The sequence below is a fragment of the Moorena sp. SIO3A2 genome, assembly GCF_010672265.1.
In the GTDB taxonomy this organism is placed as follows: domain Bacteria; phylum Cyanobacteriota; class Cyanobacteriia; order Cyanobacteriales; family Coleofasciculaceae; genus Moorena; species Moorena producens.
In genome coordinates, this window is the sequence record NZ_JAAHHC010000001.1 from 240,336 (window position 1) to 257,642 (window position 17,307).

The window sequence follows — 17,307 nt, forward strand, 5'->3', positions numbered from 1 at the left end:
AATCTATTGTCTCGGCTCCCTTAGATAGTGACAGTACCCTTTGAGGGTACTATTTTGTCAAAAGTCCAATATTAGTAGCAGAATTAGCGATTGTTTCTAAAAAAACCTGAGACTATAGTGCAGGCAAGATTTCCCCACTGCAATAATTTTCGGAATTATAGTGGATTGCTATAGTATTCGTTGATGCTTTTGATGCTTTACCGTAGCAGCTCTTTGGTTAGCATCGCGTTTTTAATCCTAATAACGCCAGTAAGGACGACCTTTCCAAAATACCCCTAGGATTACTCCAATCAAAGAATTCATGGAAAACCCAACTAGCCCAGGAGGGATTGGAAGTTGGGACTTGAGCAATAGACCGACGATAAGGCACAACACTAAAGCCCAGAGACTAGAGGTATTCAGGAGTAGCTGGGACTGCCAACGTTCACAAATATAAACTCCTAACACCCCAACTCCTATAGTCGCAGCGAAAAACCAGATTATTACTAGGGGTCGAGAAAATAGTAGCACCGAGACGGGACGGAAAATTTCTGATTGAGTCAAGACCCATATCAACAGGTTCTCTAGAGCAACTACCAGCACAGTGGTGAAGGCAGCTACTTTCGACAGAGCTAGCCAAGGCTGTTGCTTAAAATTATGCCAAGGGTTATTCATGTTATGCTTCCTTTGACTTGGTTGAGGATTTTAAAAAAAGCGATGCAGCGCGGTCTTGGGGGTTTCCCCCATGAGCGACTGCATCAAGAAGTGTAGCGAGCTGGAAAACCTTGTCTGGGATTGTCTGATCATGAACTTGCCAATCGTCTATCACCAGGACTATGTCGCACCTCTGCCAGACGGGCATCGCTTTCCCATGCCTAAATTTGGGAAACTCTACCAACTACTGCTACAAGAAGACATTGCCACTCCTAAACAATTCCACACTCCAGACCTTCCCCCACTAGAGTGGCTCCACCTGGTTCACACCCCCGCCTATGTTCAAGCTTACTATGAAGGTACTCTTGACCCGAAAGCTGTGCGACGCATTGGCTTACCTTGGAGTCCAGCATTAGTAAAGCGTACCTGTACTGCCGTAGGTGGCACCATTCTTACGGCTAAACTCGCCCTAAGCCAAGGGTTAGCCTGCAATACTGCTGGTGGTACCCATCATGCTTTTCCCAATTATGGTTCAGGGTTTTGTATCTTTAATGATTTAGCGATCGCATCCCGTGTTCTCCAACAACTGGGACTAGTTCAGAAAATTTTAATTGTTGACCTAGATGTCCACCAAGGAGACGGTACCGCCTTTATCTTCCAAAACGAGCACAGTGTCTTCACCTTTTCCATGCACTGTGAAGTCAATTTCCCTAGCAAGAAACAAAAAAGCGACTTAGACATTCCCCTACCAGAGGGGATGGATGATGATGCCTATCTACAAACCCTAGCCAAGTATCTTCCGGACTTACTCTCAGGATTCAAACCCAATTTAGTGCTCTACGATGCTGGAGTTGACCCCCATGTAGAAGACCACTTGGGGAAATTAGCCCTGACCGACACAGGAATCTACCGTCGGGATATGCAAGTGTTGAGTACCTGTGTAGCAGCTGGCATCCCAGTGGCTAGTGTGATTGGTGGTGGCTACGGTAATGATTTCGATGCCCTGATCTATCGCCACTCTTTACTCCACCGTGCTGCTCTTCAGGTCTATCGCCAGTGTAAGCTTTGATGGCAAACTAAAGAAGGAGGAATTATTTGGTCGTTATTGATAGGATTGATAGCTAGATAAGGTAGATACATTCCCTAGAGCTACGACCAACGCTACACCCCACTCCCAATTTACCATTCCCCATTAGAAAAAACTGTGCTGCTATCCAAAGGCTTTGAAGTAGAAATGTATACCGGCACTCCCAAAGGGGATATTGTCGGTTTTTCCGATCAGATTGTTGCATCCCTCGACGGATTTGTCCGAGAGCCAGATCAGCGCAATGTAGAATACACCACTGCTCCTTTATGTTGCTATGACCGTCTCTTATGTGCTTTAGTGCGTCCCCGACAACAGCTGCGACAGTATTTAAAAAGCTTGGGTAACTATACACTAATTCCCGGCAGTACCCTGTCCTTAGGTAAAAGCGATCGCTTTTACCGTTCTGACCCCAATAATCCTTACCATTCCTACATTGAGACCACCTACGGCACTAAGGTTGTTACTGCCAGCATCCATATCAATGTGGGCATCTCTGACCCAGAAATCCTGATGCGAGCTTGTCGTCTGGTGCGAATGGAAGCTCCACTATACCTAGCCCTGAGTGCATCTTCCCCCTTTCTGGACGGTAAAACCACTGGCTATCACTCCACCCGCTGGGGAATGTTTCCCAAAACTCCCTCTGATGTTCCTTTATTTGAAAGCCATCGTCACTTTATCCAGTGGAATGAAGAGCAACTCGTTGCTGGTACCATGTTTAATGTCCGTCATCTGTGGACCTCTGTGCGCCCCAATGGCAACCGACGGCCCTATGATCTCAACCGCCTAGAGCTGAGAATCTGTGATTTAATGGTCGATCCCATTGCCCTGTTAGCGGTTATGGCACTATTGGAAGCACGCCTGATACAACTGATTCATGATCCCAGTCTTGACCCCCTGGAGATAAGTAAAATACCTGCCAACAACCGTTCAGCTGACTTGATTGGCCTCACCGATGCCAATGAAATCGCTGCGGCTGAATCCAGTTTGGATGCGCAACTGAGGCATTGGGAGGATGGCAGACTAATTCTGGCCAGAGATTGGATTGAGGAACTTTATCAAGAGGTTTGGCCGGTAGCGAAAAAACACGGTTTTAGTTGCTTCCTCTCACCGATTAAGAAAATTCTACGGGAAGGAAACACCGCTGGCCAGTGGTTACAACTTCATTCAGTGGGTGTTGATCCTCGCCAAGTGATGATTCAAGCCATTCAATCCATGGCTGAGCAAGAGTCGCAACTAGAAGATCAATTGTGTCAGTCCCTGGTAGCCTAACTGACTAACAGCTTTGTTATTCAACTACAATTAAATAGCTAAAGTTGTCATCGCAATTTTAGGTTAGGGGGAATCCGGATTCCCCCTAACCTCGCGATGGCATTTTTTATGAATTTTTTTTAATTTTTTAGAGTTTTTGTAAAGACAACCGCCTCAATTGAATAATTTTTTTGCCAAGTGAAATGCTGTGAAATATAAGAATATCTAATATATGCTTCAACGAAAACTAATATAAGAAAAACATATATGATCTATATCACTAGGTAGAGGTTATCTGAAATACAGACAAAAATATTGACCTTAGGTATGCCTATAGTACTATGACCTAAGATATATATCCAATGCTCCTCGAACCTGAATCCCTTGAACTCATTCAAATAAATCTTTTAGGTGCCCTTGACACCCGTTCGCCCACACCCGTTCGCCCACACCCCACACCCAGTATAGCTTTAAAGCTACTTGTTACCACTTCAAATACCAATAGGCGATCGCCCATTTGTTTTCTAATCAGGGGTTTTAGACCCAGATTTGGTATGAATATAGATTAGGGTCAGACGTGTTATATCATGTCAGGATAATTACCCTTAATAAAAATCTCCCTATCTCCCGTTTATCCCTATCTCCCCATCTCCCCACACCGACCTTTCTCCCCACCCTCCCCACCCTCTCTTTAATTATGGGTATTAAACCAGACTTGATATTAAGGGTTTCATGGTAAAAGTTGTCTTAATCAACCCGCAAATTCCACCGAATACCGGCAATATTGCCCGAACTTGCGCCGCCACCACTACTCAATTGCACTTAGTGGGTCCGTTGGGTTTTGAAATTAGCGATCGCTACTTGAAACGAGCAGGACTAGATTATTGGCCCTATGTAGATCTTAAATATCATGATTCCTTTGATGCATTTGTCAGCTATCACCAGAAGCAAGAGGGGCGATGGATTGGCTTTACCAAGAGAGGAACATACAACTATATTAAGTTTCAGTTTCAGCCCAAGGACTGGTTATTGTTTGGCTGCGAAACCACAGGTTTGCCTCCCCATGTGTTAGAGGCTTGTCAGGCTAAAGTCTTTATCCCCATGACCCAGCCAGGAGTGCGCAGCTTAAATCTCTCCGTCAGTGCTGCCCTTGGCTTATTTGAGGCCAGGCGTCAGTTGGGTTACTTGGAATAGGTGTTTTCTGTGTTAATAATTAGGACTTACTAAGTTGACTTGGTTTCGGTATTGTATAATTTGTATAAATTTTTGATATAGATTTCTTTTGTATAGATTTACTTGTATAGATTTTTCTTATAGATTTAGTTGTATCGATTTAGTTGTATCGATTTAGGTTTAAGCCTTAACCGTTTGAGTTTTAATTTGACCTTAAACCTAGATTATATCACTAATAAAATCAGCTGTCAATAGAAATATCGAAAGCGACTTTAGTCGCTGTTTGCCTTCTCCTACTCTTGCCGGACTACGATAGAAAAATTACATGGGGAGCAGCTGATCACCCCACTCAAAAAATACTTATCCCCCTTCAGGGGTTTAAACACTATAGCTAGAGTTAAAATACCTAATTTACCCTCTACTGATGGTGTAAATAGGAAATGTCTGTAGAAATGTGTAATTTTTGTGAAAAACAATCCCTCTGCTGGGAATTCCCTAGGTGATCAATCAATAACTAGATTTTTAGATTTGGTTAAACTGTGTAAAAACGTTTTGTCGCACAAGTCGGTTTTAATCAGGGAAAGACGTCAAAACAAGCATCTTTGGGTAGAATCAAGGACTGTCAGCCTACAGCTGACCGGACGCACCTTGGTTGAATGAGTTAGTGTGTGTAGAATTACTCACCAAAAATTCAGCTATCTAGAAGACTGAAATTACTTAAGACATATAAGAAATTTCTATCATAAACAGTAGGATTACCGAGAAATCACCGATAGATTTTGCTGATATCAAATGGGGAGTGTTCAGTATACCAAACCAACTATCAGTAGATAAAAGGAGGATTTGAAGGATTTTGTGAGCACACCATCAACTAGCAACCCACCAGGATTAAGATCCGGGTTGATACAGGATTATACGGTTGTTGTCTTACCCAAAATTCGCGTAGAGTTCAGCTGTAACCAGTCAGTTGCTTCGAGATTACCATCGCTGTTTTTATGGCGCTCAAACAGAATAATCAGCAAATATGCTCGATTTTATTGGGTTACTGAGGGTGGTTTCCCGGAGAAGGCCTGATTAGCCAGTTACTTTATATGCATATATATGCAGCATATGCAGCAATCCTTAACGGCAGCCGTGGTCAATCCCGACAAGATCTCTGCTATGGGATGTTGTCCACCTAGTTGTCTAAGGATAATTACTTATCAATGGCTTCAAGGTGTATCTAGCTATTGCCGTCAAGGAATAAATTTTTTAGTAGTCATGTGAGCTTGTCTAAATCAAAGAAGCACGGTAATCTTTGCTAAGTCTGCCAAATAGATGTGATTTGGATCACACTTTAGAAGTGAGTCACATCATTGACTGGTAAAAAATAAATCAGGAACTGTTAAGCGCTCGTCAAACACCAGGAGGACGTTTTTGAAAGGAACACTTACTGATAAGGTCAATCATGTTCCGACCTGTGCAGCAGAGTCATCGGATTCGTCATCGAAACTACCTGCAAGTAATCATGCGGTCGGTGCAGTAATTCCCCTTGAGGTGAACCGTAAGGCTCGTACCTCAGCAGCCATGATTGGATTGGCGATTTCCATGGGGGCATCTGGGTTACTATTACCTCAACAGGGTGATGAAGCAATGGCATTCGAGCCAGTTGCTCCTGACCCAAGTGGGACGAATCTACCAGCAGCCGAATTTAAGGTTACCGCTGTTTCAAGCCCCTCATTGCTAAACCCGGCTAAGGAGGGACAAGGGGGTGTGGCATCAAAGCCAGCCTCACCCCCAGAACTTGCGATTCGGCAAAGCCGTTCGCGTTCGCGCAGCGTCGCCTACGGCGAAAGCGTGGCCTACGGCCTCCGCTACGGGAACGGGAATTTTAACAAGCTCAAAACCGATGACACTCTCCCAGTAGCCAGGAAGTCTACCATTGGTGAGGTTAAGGGTACTGATGTCAAAGCCTCATCTAAGTCTGAGGGTGTAGAGCCAAAACAGTTGCTAGCATCTGCACCAGTATCAAAATCGGGTAACCTGTCAACGGATGCATCACAAGCTGTTTCCGACAAGACCAATAATCTTTTAAAAGCTAGACAAGACCTAGCCCTCAAGCGCCTCCAAAAACATCGAAACCGTCTGAGCAAAAGTCTGGTTCAGTTGAGGTCCGAGGAGTTTAACAAGTCTTATGAACTGGCATCAGCGACCCTTGGTTCTAGCCCACACACTTTACCCCCTGCAGTGCTAAAACCTGAGGGTTCAGTAACACAAACATCGCAGCCCATTGTTACGGTACCTACAGCTCCGGCGACGCTCCCACAGCCAAGGCCGAAAGTTGCTGTATCACCAGCCTTAACCCAATCAACTAGATCTGAGCCACTACCGGTGGTCATTCCAGTACCGACTCCAGAAACAACTGTCATATCGGCAGTCAAACCATCAGTTTTCAAGGTCAGTACTCCAAGAATTGCATCGGCTACAACCAAGGTAACTACAGAGCAACTAAATGTACCACAGCCAGTGGTGGTGGGAACTAGGCTGTCATCTACTGGTAACTCTTTTCACCAGGTCAAAGCTGGTGAAACCCTCGATTCTATTGCCCGTAGTTATGGTTTATCCCGCTCAGAGCTAGTCTTAGCCAATCAGCTAGATAATCCTCACCTAATTGAAATTAATCAACAGCTGAAAATTCCTCAAGTTGGGACATTCGATCAGCAACAGTCGTCAGTAACTTTGCTATCTAGCAACAGCCCGAAATCTGAACCTTGGAAGCCAGCAATAGGGCGACCATTGGATTTAGAAACAACTATCTCTGTTAAGACTTCTACTAGTCGAGATCAAGTCACATCCGTATCTATAGAGGAAAAACCTAAAGTAAAACCGGTAACTGAGACCATTCTGGCTCAATCGACCTCAGACAGTGGTCTGCTAGCTCAAGCTACTTCCTCGATTGAAAATCAGCCTCTAGAGTCTATTAACTCTCAGCGCAACTCCTATGTTGAAAAATTAAGGGCTGATATTCTCAAGATGCGAGAAGAAATCCGGGACAATAAAACCAGCCCAGAGGAAAGCAAACCAATCAACCTAGGAACTCCTACTAACGAGCCAGTTGCTGATCCCTCAGACAAGGAGTCTAAATCTGTCGAGATCACTCCCCAGTGGAATCCTGAGAATAATCAAGCAACCGGTGCGAAAGAGTCGGAATTATTATTACCGCAGCCACCGACAGCTCCACAGGTTCCTATTGCTATTCCAAGACCTCAGCCACCCCGGAAAACTCGACGCAGTTCTATTGCCATTCCTGTGCCTCCACCTGAGGTATCACAACCGAGAAGGATAGCTGTAGCTCCTGCCCCACCGGAACGATTTAACCCAATGATCCGCATACCGGTAGGAAAACCTGTTTCACCAGGAGTGCCACCTCTGTCTACACCAGATATGTACTTGCCAGATAGCCCTAACCGCTTTAACGGATATATCTGGCCAAGTAATGGTGTGATTACCTCAGGTTATGGTCGGCGTTGGGGACGGATGCACAAGGGTATTGATATTGCAGCTCCGATTGGGACACCAATTATGGCAGCAGCCCCTGGTGTTGTAGTCAGTGCTGGTTGGAATTCAGGTGGCTACGGTAAATTGGTGGAAATCAAGCATCCTGATGGTAGTCTGACCCTTTATGCCCACAACAGCCGAATTTTTGTGCGTCGTGGACAACAGGTTGGCCAAGGTCAACGAATTGCCGCTATGGGTAGCACAGGTTATAGCACTGGTCCTCACTTACACTTTGAGGTACATCCCAGAGGTCGGGGAGCTGCAAATCCGATCGCCTATTTGCCTACAAGACGGTAATAGAGTGATTTCAAGGGAAGTATCCCAATCAGGCAAAATTACTAGGTTGAAGGAGGAGACAGAGGAAAAGGGTAAGGTAAGCAACAGGGAAGTTTCCTACTCTTCCTCAACTTCTCTGACAATATTTATGAGAAATCCCAACACTGAAAACTCCGCCACAAAGCGAGCCCAGATCAAAGTGACTAGCGCGCTTTTAGCCTAAAAAAACACAAGAGCAAAAAGTTGACACTTATCTAGCGCTATAGTATAGTTTAAGTATAGGGTACAGGCTGAAAAACTGAACGCGCCCCGCGTGGCCTTTGGCCTTGGCGCAACCGGAAGAGAGATCCGCCACTGCATGACCTAAAAGTAGTAATGCCCAGAGGGCTTGAAGTTACCGTAAGTAGAGGGTCGCCTTTATAGTCGGTAGGTTATGCAGCATAGGGAAAAGGTTTTGTAGTAAGGCGACCCTCTACTAAGGTTTCGTCTCTGGGAAAGTCCTCTTTAAAAACCCAATCGTCAATTAGACGTTGGCGTGTGAACCCAGGAAAATCACAACTTGAGAAAAAATACGGTACGGTGGGGCACACCGAAACCAGGTGAAAAGGAAGGAAACGGACTTTTATCGGCACTTCCTGACAAGTAGCCAAACGCGATCGCGAGAATTGCCCGCTGGGTCTACTGTGAACTAAACTAAATTCTTGGTCTTGACGGGTTTTTGGTTTAGGTACTGCCTACTTTTTGGCGGCGTCAAAGATTAGGACACAGTGGTTTAAGGCAGCTCATTGATCTGGGAATCGCCGTTCTTTCAAGACGGCGAGTGTCAATAAAGAAATTATTGGCATTGATATGTTATAGTAGATAAGGATTGAAGAAAAGGCTCAGTAGCTCAGTGGTTAGAGCAAGGGACTCATAAGCCCGAGGTCGCAGGTTCAAATCCCGCCTGAGCCATAACTAATTAATTAGTCAACTGGATTGATCAAGAGAACCCTGGTAGTGTTCTCGGATTTCATTAATCGAAAACAAAGCTTGAAACATTAGGCCAGCGGACTTATAAAGCTCGGCTCCGCCTTGGAGCCGGTCAACCAGGGCTATTACCAGCTCTACCTGGTAACCGGCTTCCTTAAGGCGATCCACGGCTTTCATGGCTGATTGCCCAGTAGTCACCACATCTTCTAATACCACTACTTTGGCTCCTGTGGGCAAACTAGGACCTTCAATGTATGCCCTGGTTCCATGACCTTTTGGCTGTTTGCGGATAATTAGACCAGGGATAGGGCAGTTTTCTAAGGCAGAAACAATGCTAACCGCACTCACGATGGGATCTGCACCCAGAGTTAAGCCAGCAACAGCTTGAGTATCAGCAGGTAGCATTGAGAATAGCAAACGTCCTATTGCCAATGCTCCTTGAGGATGAAGGGTGACCTGTTTACCATTGATGTAATAAGAGCTACGCTGCCCCGACGAAAGCACAAAATCACCCTCTTGGTAAGCCAGTTTACAAAACAAATCCAGCAGAAAAGGTCGCAGGAGAGGTAAATCCTTTGGGGTAGACAGGGCTTGGAATTGGTTGTTCATGAAACTTACTACTACTAGTGGCGGTTGATTTGGATTATGCGGTATTCTTTCACAGTCAGCCGTCAGCCGTCAGCCGTCAGCTAAAAGCTCACGCTACTTGAGGTGCCGTCAGCTTATTTTATTCAAAAGCTGTTCGGTGTAGCGTGGGCTATGGGCATAAACTGTTCGGTGTACAGTGGCACAGGCTTCGAGGCTGGGACCCATAAGCTGATAGCTGATAGCTCATAGCTGATAGCTGATAGCTGATAGCTGATAGCTGATAGCTCATAGCTGATAGCTCATAGCTGATAGCTGATAGCTGATAGCTGATAGCTGATAGCTCATAGCTCATAGCTGACAGCTAAATGCTTACTTTTCACCGACTGGGGTACTTTACCCTTAATATCGGATACTATTGAGGAAAACTACGGGTGATTGCGATGCAAATGCGTTGGGAAAAGCTGTTTAGCGTTTTAGTTATAGCAGCCACTGCTAGTCTAGGAGCAGGTGGTGCCATAGCAGAAACTAATTCGGAGGACTTGGAGCTAATTCCTCTATTAACATTACCTGAGGCTTTTGAAAACGCTTTTTTTGATGACTCTGGGAACTTTTTTGAAAACAGGAGCATCAAGAGTCAAATCGATACAATTTTCGGCTCTGGATGGCCACCTGCGTTTCCAGAACTGGCACTTGAGCGCGATGCTCAGCGTGTGAGTAATCTTTATCGGGATTTACTAAAGCAGCAGGTAGAGAGTGGCCCTGTTATTCGTACTCTGGATTTACCAAACCCCTACAATACTTCCCTACGGTTGCTAGAGCAATCGAGTGATATACCAATCCAAGTGGAAAACCAAGAATTTTTCTTGGCACCGCAGCCCATACTACAGCTGCGCAGATGAGTATGGGGCAGATCAGTATGGGGTGATAGTAGTAGCTGACCGCAAGTGTTAAATCCAGGGTGCAGGAGTTGAACCTGCCTAGGGCAAATTATGAGTTTGCTGCCTCAACCGCTCGGCCAACCCTGGGTTATCCTTTTCTATTATGGTAGCCTGAATCGGGTTATTGCAACACCACTAACTAGAAATTCCCGATTTATCCGATAATTCACAGAACATAAGATAATCTAGCTGTATAGCAGGACTATAATACAGCACGGAACCAGCGGTAATTCGGAATAACGTTAATCACGCTATGAAATTCAACACAACTGTAGCGCTAACCATAGTTCTACTGACAATGATGTTAGGTGCAGGTGTCGTGAGTGCCTTTTGGGGATTCTCTATCGGTCACGAAGCCCTCAAAGGAGTTACTCAACCGGATACTAACCCTAAGAAAAAGTTGACAGGGAATAAGGGGTCTTCTTCTGGGAAAGAAGGGGTCTTGATTGTGAGCGAGAAGGATATCTTGGTTAACGTTCACGCCCACATACACAATAAGGGTAAAAATCCTCCGGCTAAGAAAAACAGCCAGAAAACTAAGCAAATTAGTTGGTCTAAGCCAGCTCAGAAGGAGTCATCGTCTGGTGTATTGACTAAAGAGGCATCCTTCACTCGGAAAAACCCTAAGCTAAATTTGCCGGTTAAAAGTCAGGATAAGGGAGTCACCCTAGCGGTAAATTCTGCCAGTGTGCAGGAGGGTTCTTTAATGTTGGATGTCAGCTTGAAGAATCAGAGTTCTAATCCAGTCAGGTTTCTGTACAGCTTTTTGAATGTTACCGATGATCGCGGTCGTGCCTTAAGCGCAATTACGGAAGGCTTACCAGGAGAATTACCGGCTAATGGCAAGGAATTTTCTGGAACAGTGAGCATACCGACAGCTTTACTAGAGAACTCCGAAAAGCTTTCCCTGACACTGACCGATTATCCCGATCAAAAACTACAGTTGAAAATGTCTCAGATTCCTGTAGTTAGATAACGAAGCAAGTCGAGGGAATGGTTGTTAAGGATAAAACGTTGACGCTATGCTAAAAGCCTATGTTGAGAGCAAGCAACTAAGCCAGTTTCGCCAGCCAGTATCAGAAATTCCCTTGACTGGCACTCTTGAACTAGCTCAAGGAAATGCTAGTCATACAACTGAAAACCCCATAATACAACTGATAAGTTTTTGATGGTAAGCGATAAATCGATACCAAGCTGCCCTAGGTCTAGGAAGATACATCAGAAGGCAACCGTAACCAGCAAAAAATGAAAATTATTTGCTTTTACCTTTCACCTTTTCTATGGTTGCCAACCTAATGGTTTTTCTAACAGTGGATGCTTCTATTAGCCTCTCTGAGGGAGAGGTTTTGCTGGGATTGTTATCAGTGCTACTACTGATAGCGATCAATGCTTTTTTTGTTACGGCTGAGTTTTCCATGGTGGCCGTGCGGCGATCGCGGATTAGCCAATTAGTAGATGCGGGTGACGTGCAAGCAAAGACCGTTCAGGCTTTGCAACAGAGCATTGACCGATTACTATCTACAACTCAGTTAGGGATTACCCTCTCGAGCCTTGCTCTGGGATGGATTGGGGAGACTACCATGGCAACCTTGGTAGCAGCTGGGATAGCCAAGCTACCAATAACGCCAGCTCTAACTCCAGTTATTACCCATTCCCTAGCAATCCTGGTGGCATTTTTCCTGATTGCGTATCTACAAATTGTTTTGGGGGAACTTTGCCCCAAATCCCTGGCTTTACTTTACTCAGAACAACTAGCACGGTTTCTTGGACCACCCAGTCTGGTAATTGCCAGGTTTTTTAATCCTTTTATCCAGATTTTGAACCAATCTACCCGCTGGCTCCTGAGGCTGGTGGGTGTTCAATATTCTGGTCAAGGTTGGTATAGCCGTGTAACACCGGAAGAGTTGCAGCTGATTATTACCACTGAACGGGAGTCTATCGGACTGGAAGCAGAAGAGAGAAAACTACTGAAAAATGTGTTTGAGTTTGGGGAGGTAACAGCCGCAGAGGTAATGGTTCCCCGCACCAGTCTTGTGGCTATTTCCCATGCAGCAACCTTCGATATTTTGTTAGAGGAAGTTGCTAAGACTAGTCACTCTCGCTATCCTGTGATTGGGGCATCCCTAGATGACATTCGTGGCATTATCGACTTCAAAAAAATGGCTAAACCTTTATCTAAAGGGAAGCTAGGACTTCAGACACCGATTAAATCCTGGATTTGTCCAGCTAAGTTTGTCCCAGAAACTACCCCATTGAGTGAATTACTGCCGATGATGCAGCGATCGCATTTGGCAATGGTGATGGTGGTGGATGAGTTTGGAGGTACGGCTGGATTAGTCACCCTCAAGGATTTAATTGCTGAAATTATTGGTGATGGACCTGAATCTGACATAAGCGAGGACTTGACTGTACAAATTCTCGACGAGTATACCTTCCTGGTGCAAGCTCAGATGAATATGGAAGAAGTCAACGAACTTTTGGATTTAAACCTACCAGTAATTGATGACTATCATACTTTGGGAGGTTTTTTGCTGGACAAGTTTCAGAAAATTCCTGTACCCGGTGAAACCTTAAATTATGACAATCTAGAATTGACCGTTGTGTCTGCTTCTGGAGCGCGCCTAAACCAAATTCGCATAAGCCGCCAGCAGCCACAAGGTAAGAATTCAGTAGATGTTTCCGATTCTGAACAAATGCCGATAATTCCCAGAAAGGATGATGTCTCCTTTGACAATGGAGGGCTTTGATAGTTTTGGTGAATTTTATTTGATTAGCTCTGGAGAAAACCAATAGAAAAGAATGGCGCGAGGAGATCAAATTTACGTATTCCAAAAGTTTCTTAACCTTGAGGGGGTTTACCAACATCATGGTATTGACTGTGGAGATGGTAGTGTTATCCACTACCGCAAAAATACTGAAACAATTGAGCGTACTTCTCTGGCTACCTTTGCTCTAGGTGAAACAAAAATTTATGTCAGGCAGTACTCAGTTTGTTTAATTCCAGATGTTGTGATTCGTCGAGCAGAAAGTCGATTAGGGGAAAGACAATATAATCTAATTTTTAATAACTGTGAACACTTTGCTAATTGGTGCAAGACTGGCAAAAGTGAGAGCCAGCAAGTCAAGGATTTTATTCCGGTAATTAGTAATATGAAAATCGAGGGTTTGTACGAAGCTATAAAACAAGCACTTCAGGGAGCAAAGCAAGACGATACAACCCAGTTACTTAACCAAGCATTATCTGATCTCAGGGTGGTTTGGGATGAGATTCAACCTAAGTATAAACAGGAACTTAAAGAAATCAATGTCTGGCAGCAAGTGGCAATTCAAGCTCTTAAAAACAATAGAGAAGACTTAGCCCGTGCGGCTTTGATGCGGAAGCGGAACTATGAGAAAAGCGCGACGGACAAGAAAGCTAAATTAGACCAGTTAGCGAAGATGACAGAAACATTGATTCGCAACCGTATGAACTGGCAACAAACCTAGTGGGTTGGTTAAGTAATCAGAAAGCTACTTTGAGCGGTCAGCTATCAGCTATCAGCTATCAGCTAATAGCTATCAGCTATCAGCTCTCAGTAATCAGCTTTTGAATAAAATAAACTCACGGCTGACGGCTGACGGCTGACCACTGACGGCTGACGGCTGACGGCTGACGGCTGACGGCTGAATGCTTACGTATAGATGATGGGAGGATAGGCAGATATAACTATATATTTGCTTATATACTTACTTTTAGTTGTAAAGATCCAAAAAACTGAATGGAACGTGGTTTACTATGGTTACCTCTGCTAGCAGCATTTTGCTGGCTTGCCTGGTCAGGCTGGAATGAATACCAAAAGATTGAAGCTTATCGCCGCTGGGCTGAACAGTTTGAACGGGCAAAGTATGATATATATGCGGTGCTTGGTCAAAACGGCAGTGACCTGACTTGGGGTAAACCCACTAGAAATAAACCAGTAAATCTAGAAACCTTTTCCCTCAAAGACGTTAAATCAATCAACTTGCTAGTTGATAATCAAGTGGTTGACTTAGAGCAACCACCGGATAAAGGTCGTGCGATCGCATTAGAATTTCAATTCCTCAAACCCATAGATCCAGTCAAAATTCCCTTTACAGAAATTCCTTTGGCAGTGGAGTGGGGAAAATATCTCCAGTCATTCACGCTTAGCGCTGGGTGAAGGCAATAGAGAATAGGCAACTTCGGCTGCTGGACATTGGGTAGCACCCTCCGCCATTGATCCCAGGTTACCCTTACAGGTTAGACCTGGGGATTCTCGTCAGTCAAGCTAAAAACTGCACCAACTGCTCTAACTTCAACCAAGGGGCACCGCTAGCCATAACATCCTTTGCCAGAGCAATCCCTGCTGTGTAGTCTTCGAGAGGTATAACACCAGCGACTTGAAGGGCTAATGAGGCATTTAACGCCACCACATCCTGCTGGGCTGGTGTTCCTTTACCTTGCAAAACGTTCCGTAAAATTGCCCCATTTTCCGCTACATCACCGCCTCGTAGGGACTCAGTAGGGGCAGGAGTTAGACCAAGATGTTCCGGATTTAGACTCAAAAGTCGCACCTCACCCCCCGATAGCAGTGCCAAGTCAGTTTGATCTGCCAATCCCGCCTCATCTAATTTTTCCCTACCATGGAGAACTATTGCGTTGGGAGTACCCATCAAACACAACGATCGCGCTACAGTCTCTACAAAGTTGGGAGCATAAACACCGATTACCTGACCGGTGGGACGCAGGGGATTTACCAATGGTCCTAACAAGTTAAACACTGTCCGGACCTTGAGGGTTTGCCGTAACGGTGCCACTGCTTTCATGGCTGGATGCCAACCCCGAGCAAACAGAAAGGTTACCCCTACCTCATCCAGGGCTGCCTGAATCTTGTCCGGTGCTGCTGCTAAATTTACTCCTAGGGCTTCGAGCACATCAGCCGAACCCACCTTACTAGAAGCAGAACGATTACCATGCTTAGCCACCAGCACTCCAGCCGCCGCCACTACAAAGGCTACTGCGGTAGAGATATTAAAGGTAGACGCGCCATCCCCACCGGTACCACAGGTATCAATGACGGGTTGGTTGTGTTTAATGGTTGTCTTCTGCAACGACTGGGATTGTAGCACCTGAGCCATCCCTGCCAATTCGGTAGCCGACACCCCTTTAGCCTGGATAGCTGCCAAAAGTGCGCCAGATAACACAGTGGGAATTTCTTCATTCAACCATCCCTGCATCAGTTGTGATGCCTGGTCACTGGATAACGATTGCCCATCCAACAACTGTTGCAACAAACTGGGCCAGTTAGAAGAGGTTTGAACCATTATTATAGAAGTAGAGTATTTTATCTGGAAATGCGATCGCATTAACTATTCAATCACTATTTCCGATCAATCTCTAACTAACAAGGTTACAGCATAAGCAGCAATTCCCTCTTCACGTCCCACCGGACCCAACTTTTCATTAGTGGTTGCCTTAATGCCAATTTGGTCAGGCTTCAGGTCTAGGACTACACTTAAGCGATCGCGCATGGTCTTAATATGAGGCTTAAGCTTAGGACGCTCCGCCACCACCACCGAATCAATATTGCCAATCCGCCAGCCATGGGATTGGATCAACTGATTCACCTGACTCAACAATACCAAACTATCCGCACCCGCCCATTTTTCGTCAGTTGGGGGGAAATAATGACCAATATCGCCCAAACTCAAGGCTCCCAGCATGGCGTCCATGATGGCGTGAGTCAGGACATCGGCATCACTATGACCGACTAATCCCAATTCATGAGGAATGTCTACACCTCCGATAATCAGACGGCGACCTTTGCCCAATTGATGGATATCGTAACCGTTGCCAATCCGAATAGTCATTTTTTCCACTGAATCCCACGTTAACAGAGCAAGCGATCGAATTTTACCTGCTATCTAGGGCGTGTCATCAATTAAGCCAGATAACGGTAGCAGCCAGATAAATTGCGGATAGAAAGTTTATTGCCCCTTTATCATAGCGTGTGGCAATCGCTCGATATTGCTTGAGTTGGGCAAAGAAGTTTTTCCCGATTCCCGATTCCCGATTCCCGATTCCCGATTCCCGATTCCCGATTCCCGATTCCCGATTCCCGATTCCCGATTCCCGATTCCCGATTCCCGATTCCCGATTCCCGATTCCCGATTCCCGATTCCCTGTTCCGAGATCCCTTGTGCTACAGGCTATAACATTGTGTTACAATTACTACAAAACCAATTTAACAATTCCTTTATTATTTAGTGCATAGCAGTTCTATAGGATTGGTCAACAGTCAGAGTTCTTATCCAGAACACAGAACATAAAACTCATAAAAATCTACCAATCTTGATGACCTTGGCTGGAAAGGTTGAGGTAACTGGTAAAAAGGATAACTGGTAAAAAGGAAGGTATTCAACCTATGAAATACACCTTTGAAATCTTAGGAGTATCTCCTGTCCTAGACTTTTTCAATCATCAACAGACGTTGAGTCAGAGAAAAGTCCCACCAAAACTGAAATACTTAGGTACTTATCAGTGTACCCTTGATGCTTTAATTGAATCAGCTGAAACCCTTCCCTCCCAGGCAGATTGGGGTATAGATAAAGCTGTAGACAGTGTCATTGAATTCTGGATGAATCACCCAGAAATCATCAGTTATTGGAAACAACGATTAAATGATGCTGGTAAGGATAATTTACTGGTGTCAAGGGTGGCAGATTTTGAATCATTAAAAGCTGAGTTTGAATCCTTGATCAGTAGTTAAAATAGGTAAGTAAAAGGTAAGCTACCAGCTATCAGCTATCAGCTATCAGCTATCAGCTATCAGCTATCAGCGAACAGCGAACAGCGATTAG

16 protein-coding genes, 2 tRNA genes and 1 pseudogene are annotated in these 17,307 nt (G+C 44.9%); 12 read left to right on the top strand and 7 right to left on the bottom strand.

The genetic code is table 11. The features are described 5' to 3' along the window. Nucleotides 1–237: 237 nt before the first annotated feature. On the bottom strand, nt 238–654 hold the full coding sequence (locus F6K64_RS01000; protein WP_008180997.1) for a hypothetical protein: 417 nt from the start codon (nt 652–654) through the stop codon (nt 238–240). Nucleotides 655–784: 130 nt separating this feature from the next. On the opposite strand from F6K64_RS01000, the gene F6K64_RS01005 reads away from it, so the two are divergent. The 5 genes from F6K64_RS01005 to F6K64_RS01025 all read left to right on the top strand — a co-directional run bounded on the left by F6K64_RS01005 (nt 785) and on the right by F6K64_RS01025 (nt 8,905). Then, entirely contained in the window at nt 785–1,702 is a 918-nt protein-coding gene (locus tag F6K64_RS01005) for a histone deacetylase family protein (RefSeq protein ID WP_044492412.1), read from the top strand. A 135-nt stretch (nt 1,703–1,837) separates the two neighbouring features. Next, the gene (gshA, locus tag F6K64_RS01010) at nt 1,838–2,989 is read left to right on the top strand and encodes a glutamate--cysteine ligase (protein WP_008180992.1); all 1,152 of its coding nucleotides are present in this window, start codon (nt 1,838–1,840) and stop codon (nt 2,987–2,989) included. A gap of 711 nt (nt 2,990–3,700) precedes the next feature. After that, nucleotides 3,701–4,162, top strand: a complete 462-nt coding sequence (gene trmL / locus F6K64_RS01015) for a tRNA (uridine(34)/cytosine(34)/5-carboxymethylaminomethyluridine(34)-2'-O)-methyltransferase TrmL (protein WP_008180990.1) — start codon at nt 3,701–3,703, stop codon at nt 4,160–4,162. 1,395 nt (nt 4,163–5,557) lie between these two features. Next, complete coding sequence (locus F6K64_RS01020; RefSeq protein ID WP_008180987.1) at nt 5,558–7,975, top strand: peptidoglycan DD-metalloendopeptidase family protein; 2,418 nt, start codon at nt 5,558–5,560, stop codon at nt 7,973–7,975. An 857-nt stretch (nt 7,976–8,832) separates the two neighbouring features. Beyond that, nucleotides 8,833–8,905 (top strand) — tRNA-Met (locus F6K64_RS01025). Between the two features lie 15 nt (nt 8,906–8,920). Here F6K64_RS01025 and pyrE read toward each other — a convergent pair. Both pyrE and F6K64_RS01035 read right to left on the bottom strand, forming a co-directional pair. Next, complete coding sequence (gene pyrE / locus F6K64_RS01030; protein ID WP_008180983.1) at nt 8,921–9,532, bottom strand: orotate phosphoribosyltransferase; 612 nt, start codon at nt 9,530–9,532, stop codon at nt 8,921–8,923. A gap of 148 nt (nt 9,533–9,680) precedes the next feature. Further along, the gene (locus tag F6K64_RS01035; RefSeq protein WP_287264703.1) at nt 9,681–9,863 is read right to left on the bottom strand and encodes a hypothetical protein; all 183 of its coding nucleotides are present in this window, start codon (nt 9,861–9,863) and stop codon (nt 9,681–9,683) included. 79 nt (nt 9,864–9,942) lie between these two features. Between F6K64_RS01035 and F6K64_RS01040 the strand changes: the two genes are divergently transcribed. After that, nucleotides 9,943–10,410 (top strand): hypothetical protein, encoded by a 468-nt coding sequence (locus F6K64_RS01040; RefSeq protein ID WP_131826948.1) that lies wholly within the window; start codon nt 9,943–9,945, stop codon nt 10,408–10,410. A gap of 53 nt (nt 10,411–10,463) precedes the next feature. On the opposite strand, the gene F6K64_RS01045 is transcribed toward F6K64_RS01040, so the two are convergent. Next, nucleotides 10,464–10,536: transfer RNA gene (locus F6K64_RS01045), tRNA-Ile, on the bottom strand. A 166-nt stretch (nt 10,537–10,702) separates the two neighbouring features. On the opposite strand from F6K64_RS01045, the gene F6K64_RS01050 reads away from it, so the two are divergent. The 4 genes from F6K64_RS01050 to F6K64_RS01065 all read left to right on the top strand — a co-directional run bounded on the left by F6K64_RS01050 (nt 10,703) and on the right by F6K64_RS01065 (nt 14,627). Next, nucleotides 10,703–11,425, top strand: coding sequence for a hypothetical protein (locus F6K64_RS01050; RefSeq protein ID WP_044492411.1), 723 nt, complete (start codon nt 10,703–10,705; stop codon nt 11,423–11,425). Between the two features lie 319 nt (nt 11,426–11,744). After that, nucleotides 11,745–13,196: a hemolysin family protein gene (locus F6K64_RS01055; RefSeq protein WP_287264704.1), complete on the top strand. Its 1,452-nt coding sequence runs from the start codon at nt 11,745–11,747 to the stop codon at nt 13,194–13,196. A 52-nt stretch (nt 13,197–13,248) separates the two neighbouring features. Then, a complete protein-coding gene (locus tag F6K64_RS01060; RefSeq protein WP_008180972.1) occupies nt 13,249–13,935 on the top strand; it encodes a lecithin retinol acyltransferase family protein in 687 nt (228 codons plus the stop codon). A 272-nt stretch (nt 13,936–14,207) separates the two neighbouring features. Next, the gene (locus F6K64_RS01065) at nt 14,208–14,627 is read left to right on the top strand and encodes a hypothetical protein (RefSeq protein ID WP_008180968.1); all 420 of its coding nucleotides are present in this window, start codon (nt 14,208–14,210) and stop codon (nt 14,625–14,627) included. Between the two features lie 103 nt (nt 14,628–14,730). On the opposite strand, the gene trpD is transcribed toward F6K64_RS01065, so the two are convergent. The 3 genes and pseudogenes from trpD to F6K64_RS01080 all read right to left on the bottom strand — a co-directional run. Further along, a complete protein-coding gene (gene trpD, locus F6K64_RS01070) occupies nt 14,731–15,771 on the bottom strand; it encodes an anthranilate phosphoribosyltransferase (protein WP_008180967.1) in 1,041 nt (346 codons plus the stop codon). Between the two features lie 66 nt (nt 15,772–15,837). Then, nucleotides 15,838–16,317: a 2-C-methyl-D-erythritol 2,4-cyclodiphosphate synthase gene (gene ispF, locus F6K64_RS01075; protein ID WP_008180966.1), complete on the bottom strand. Its 480-nt coding sequence runs from the start codon at nt 16,315–16,317 to the stop codon at nt 15,838–15,840. A 67-nt stretch (nt 16,318–16,384) separates the two neighbouring features. Next, nucleotides 16,385–16,495: pseudogene (locus F6K64_RS01080) on the bottom strand (transposase); the annotation flags it as partial. Between F6K64_RS01080 and F6K64_RS01085 the strand changes: the two are divergent. Next, on the top strand, nt 16,484–16,714 hold the full coding sequence (locus F6K64_RS01085) for a hypothetical protein (RefSeq protein ID WP_287264705.1): 231 nt from the start codon (nt 16,484–16,486) through the stop codon (nt 16,712–16,714). The pseudogene F6K64_RS01080 and the gene F6K64_RS01085 overlap by 12 nt on opposite strands. Nucleotides 16,715–16,871: 157 nt before the next feature. Continuing rightward, the gene (locus tag F6K64_RS01090) at nt 16,872–17,216 is read left to right on the top strand and encodes a hypothetical protein (RefSeq protein ID WP_008191655.1); all 345 of its coding nucleotides are present in this window, start codon (nt 16,872–16,874) and stop codon (nt 17,214–17,216) included. The last annotated feature ends 91 nt before the right edge of the window (nt 17,217–17,307 follow it).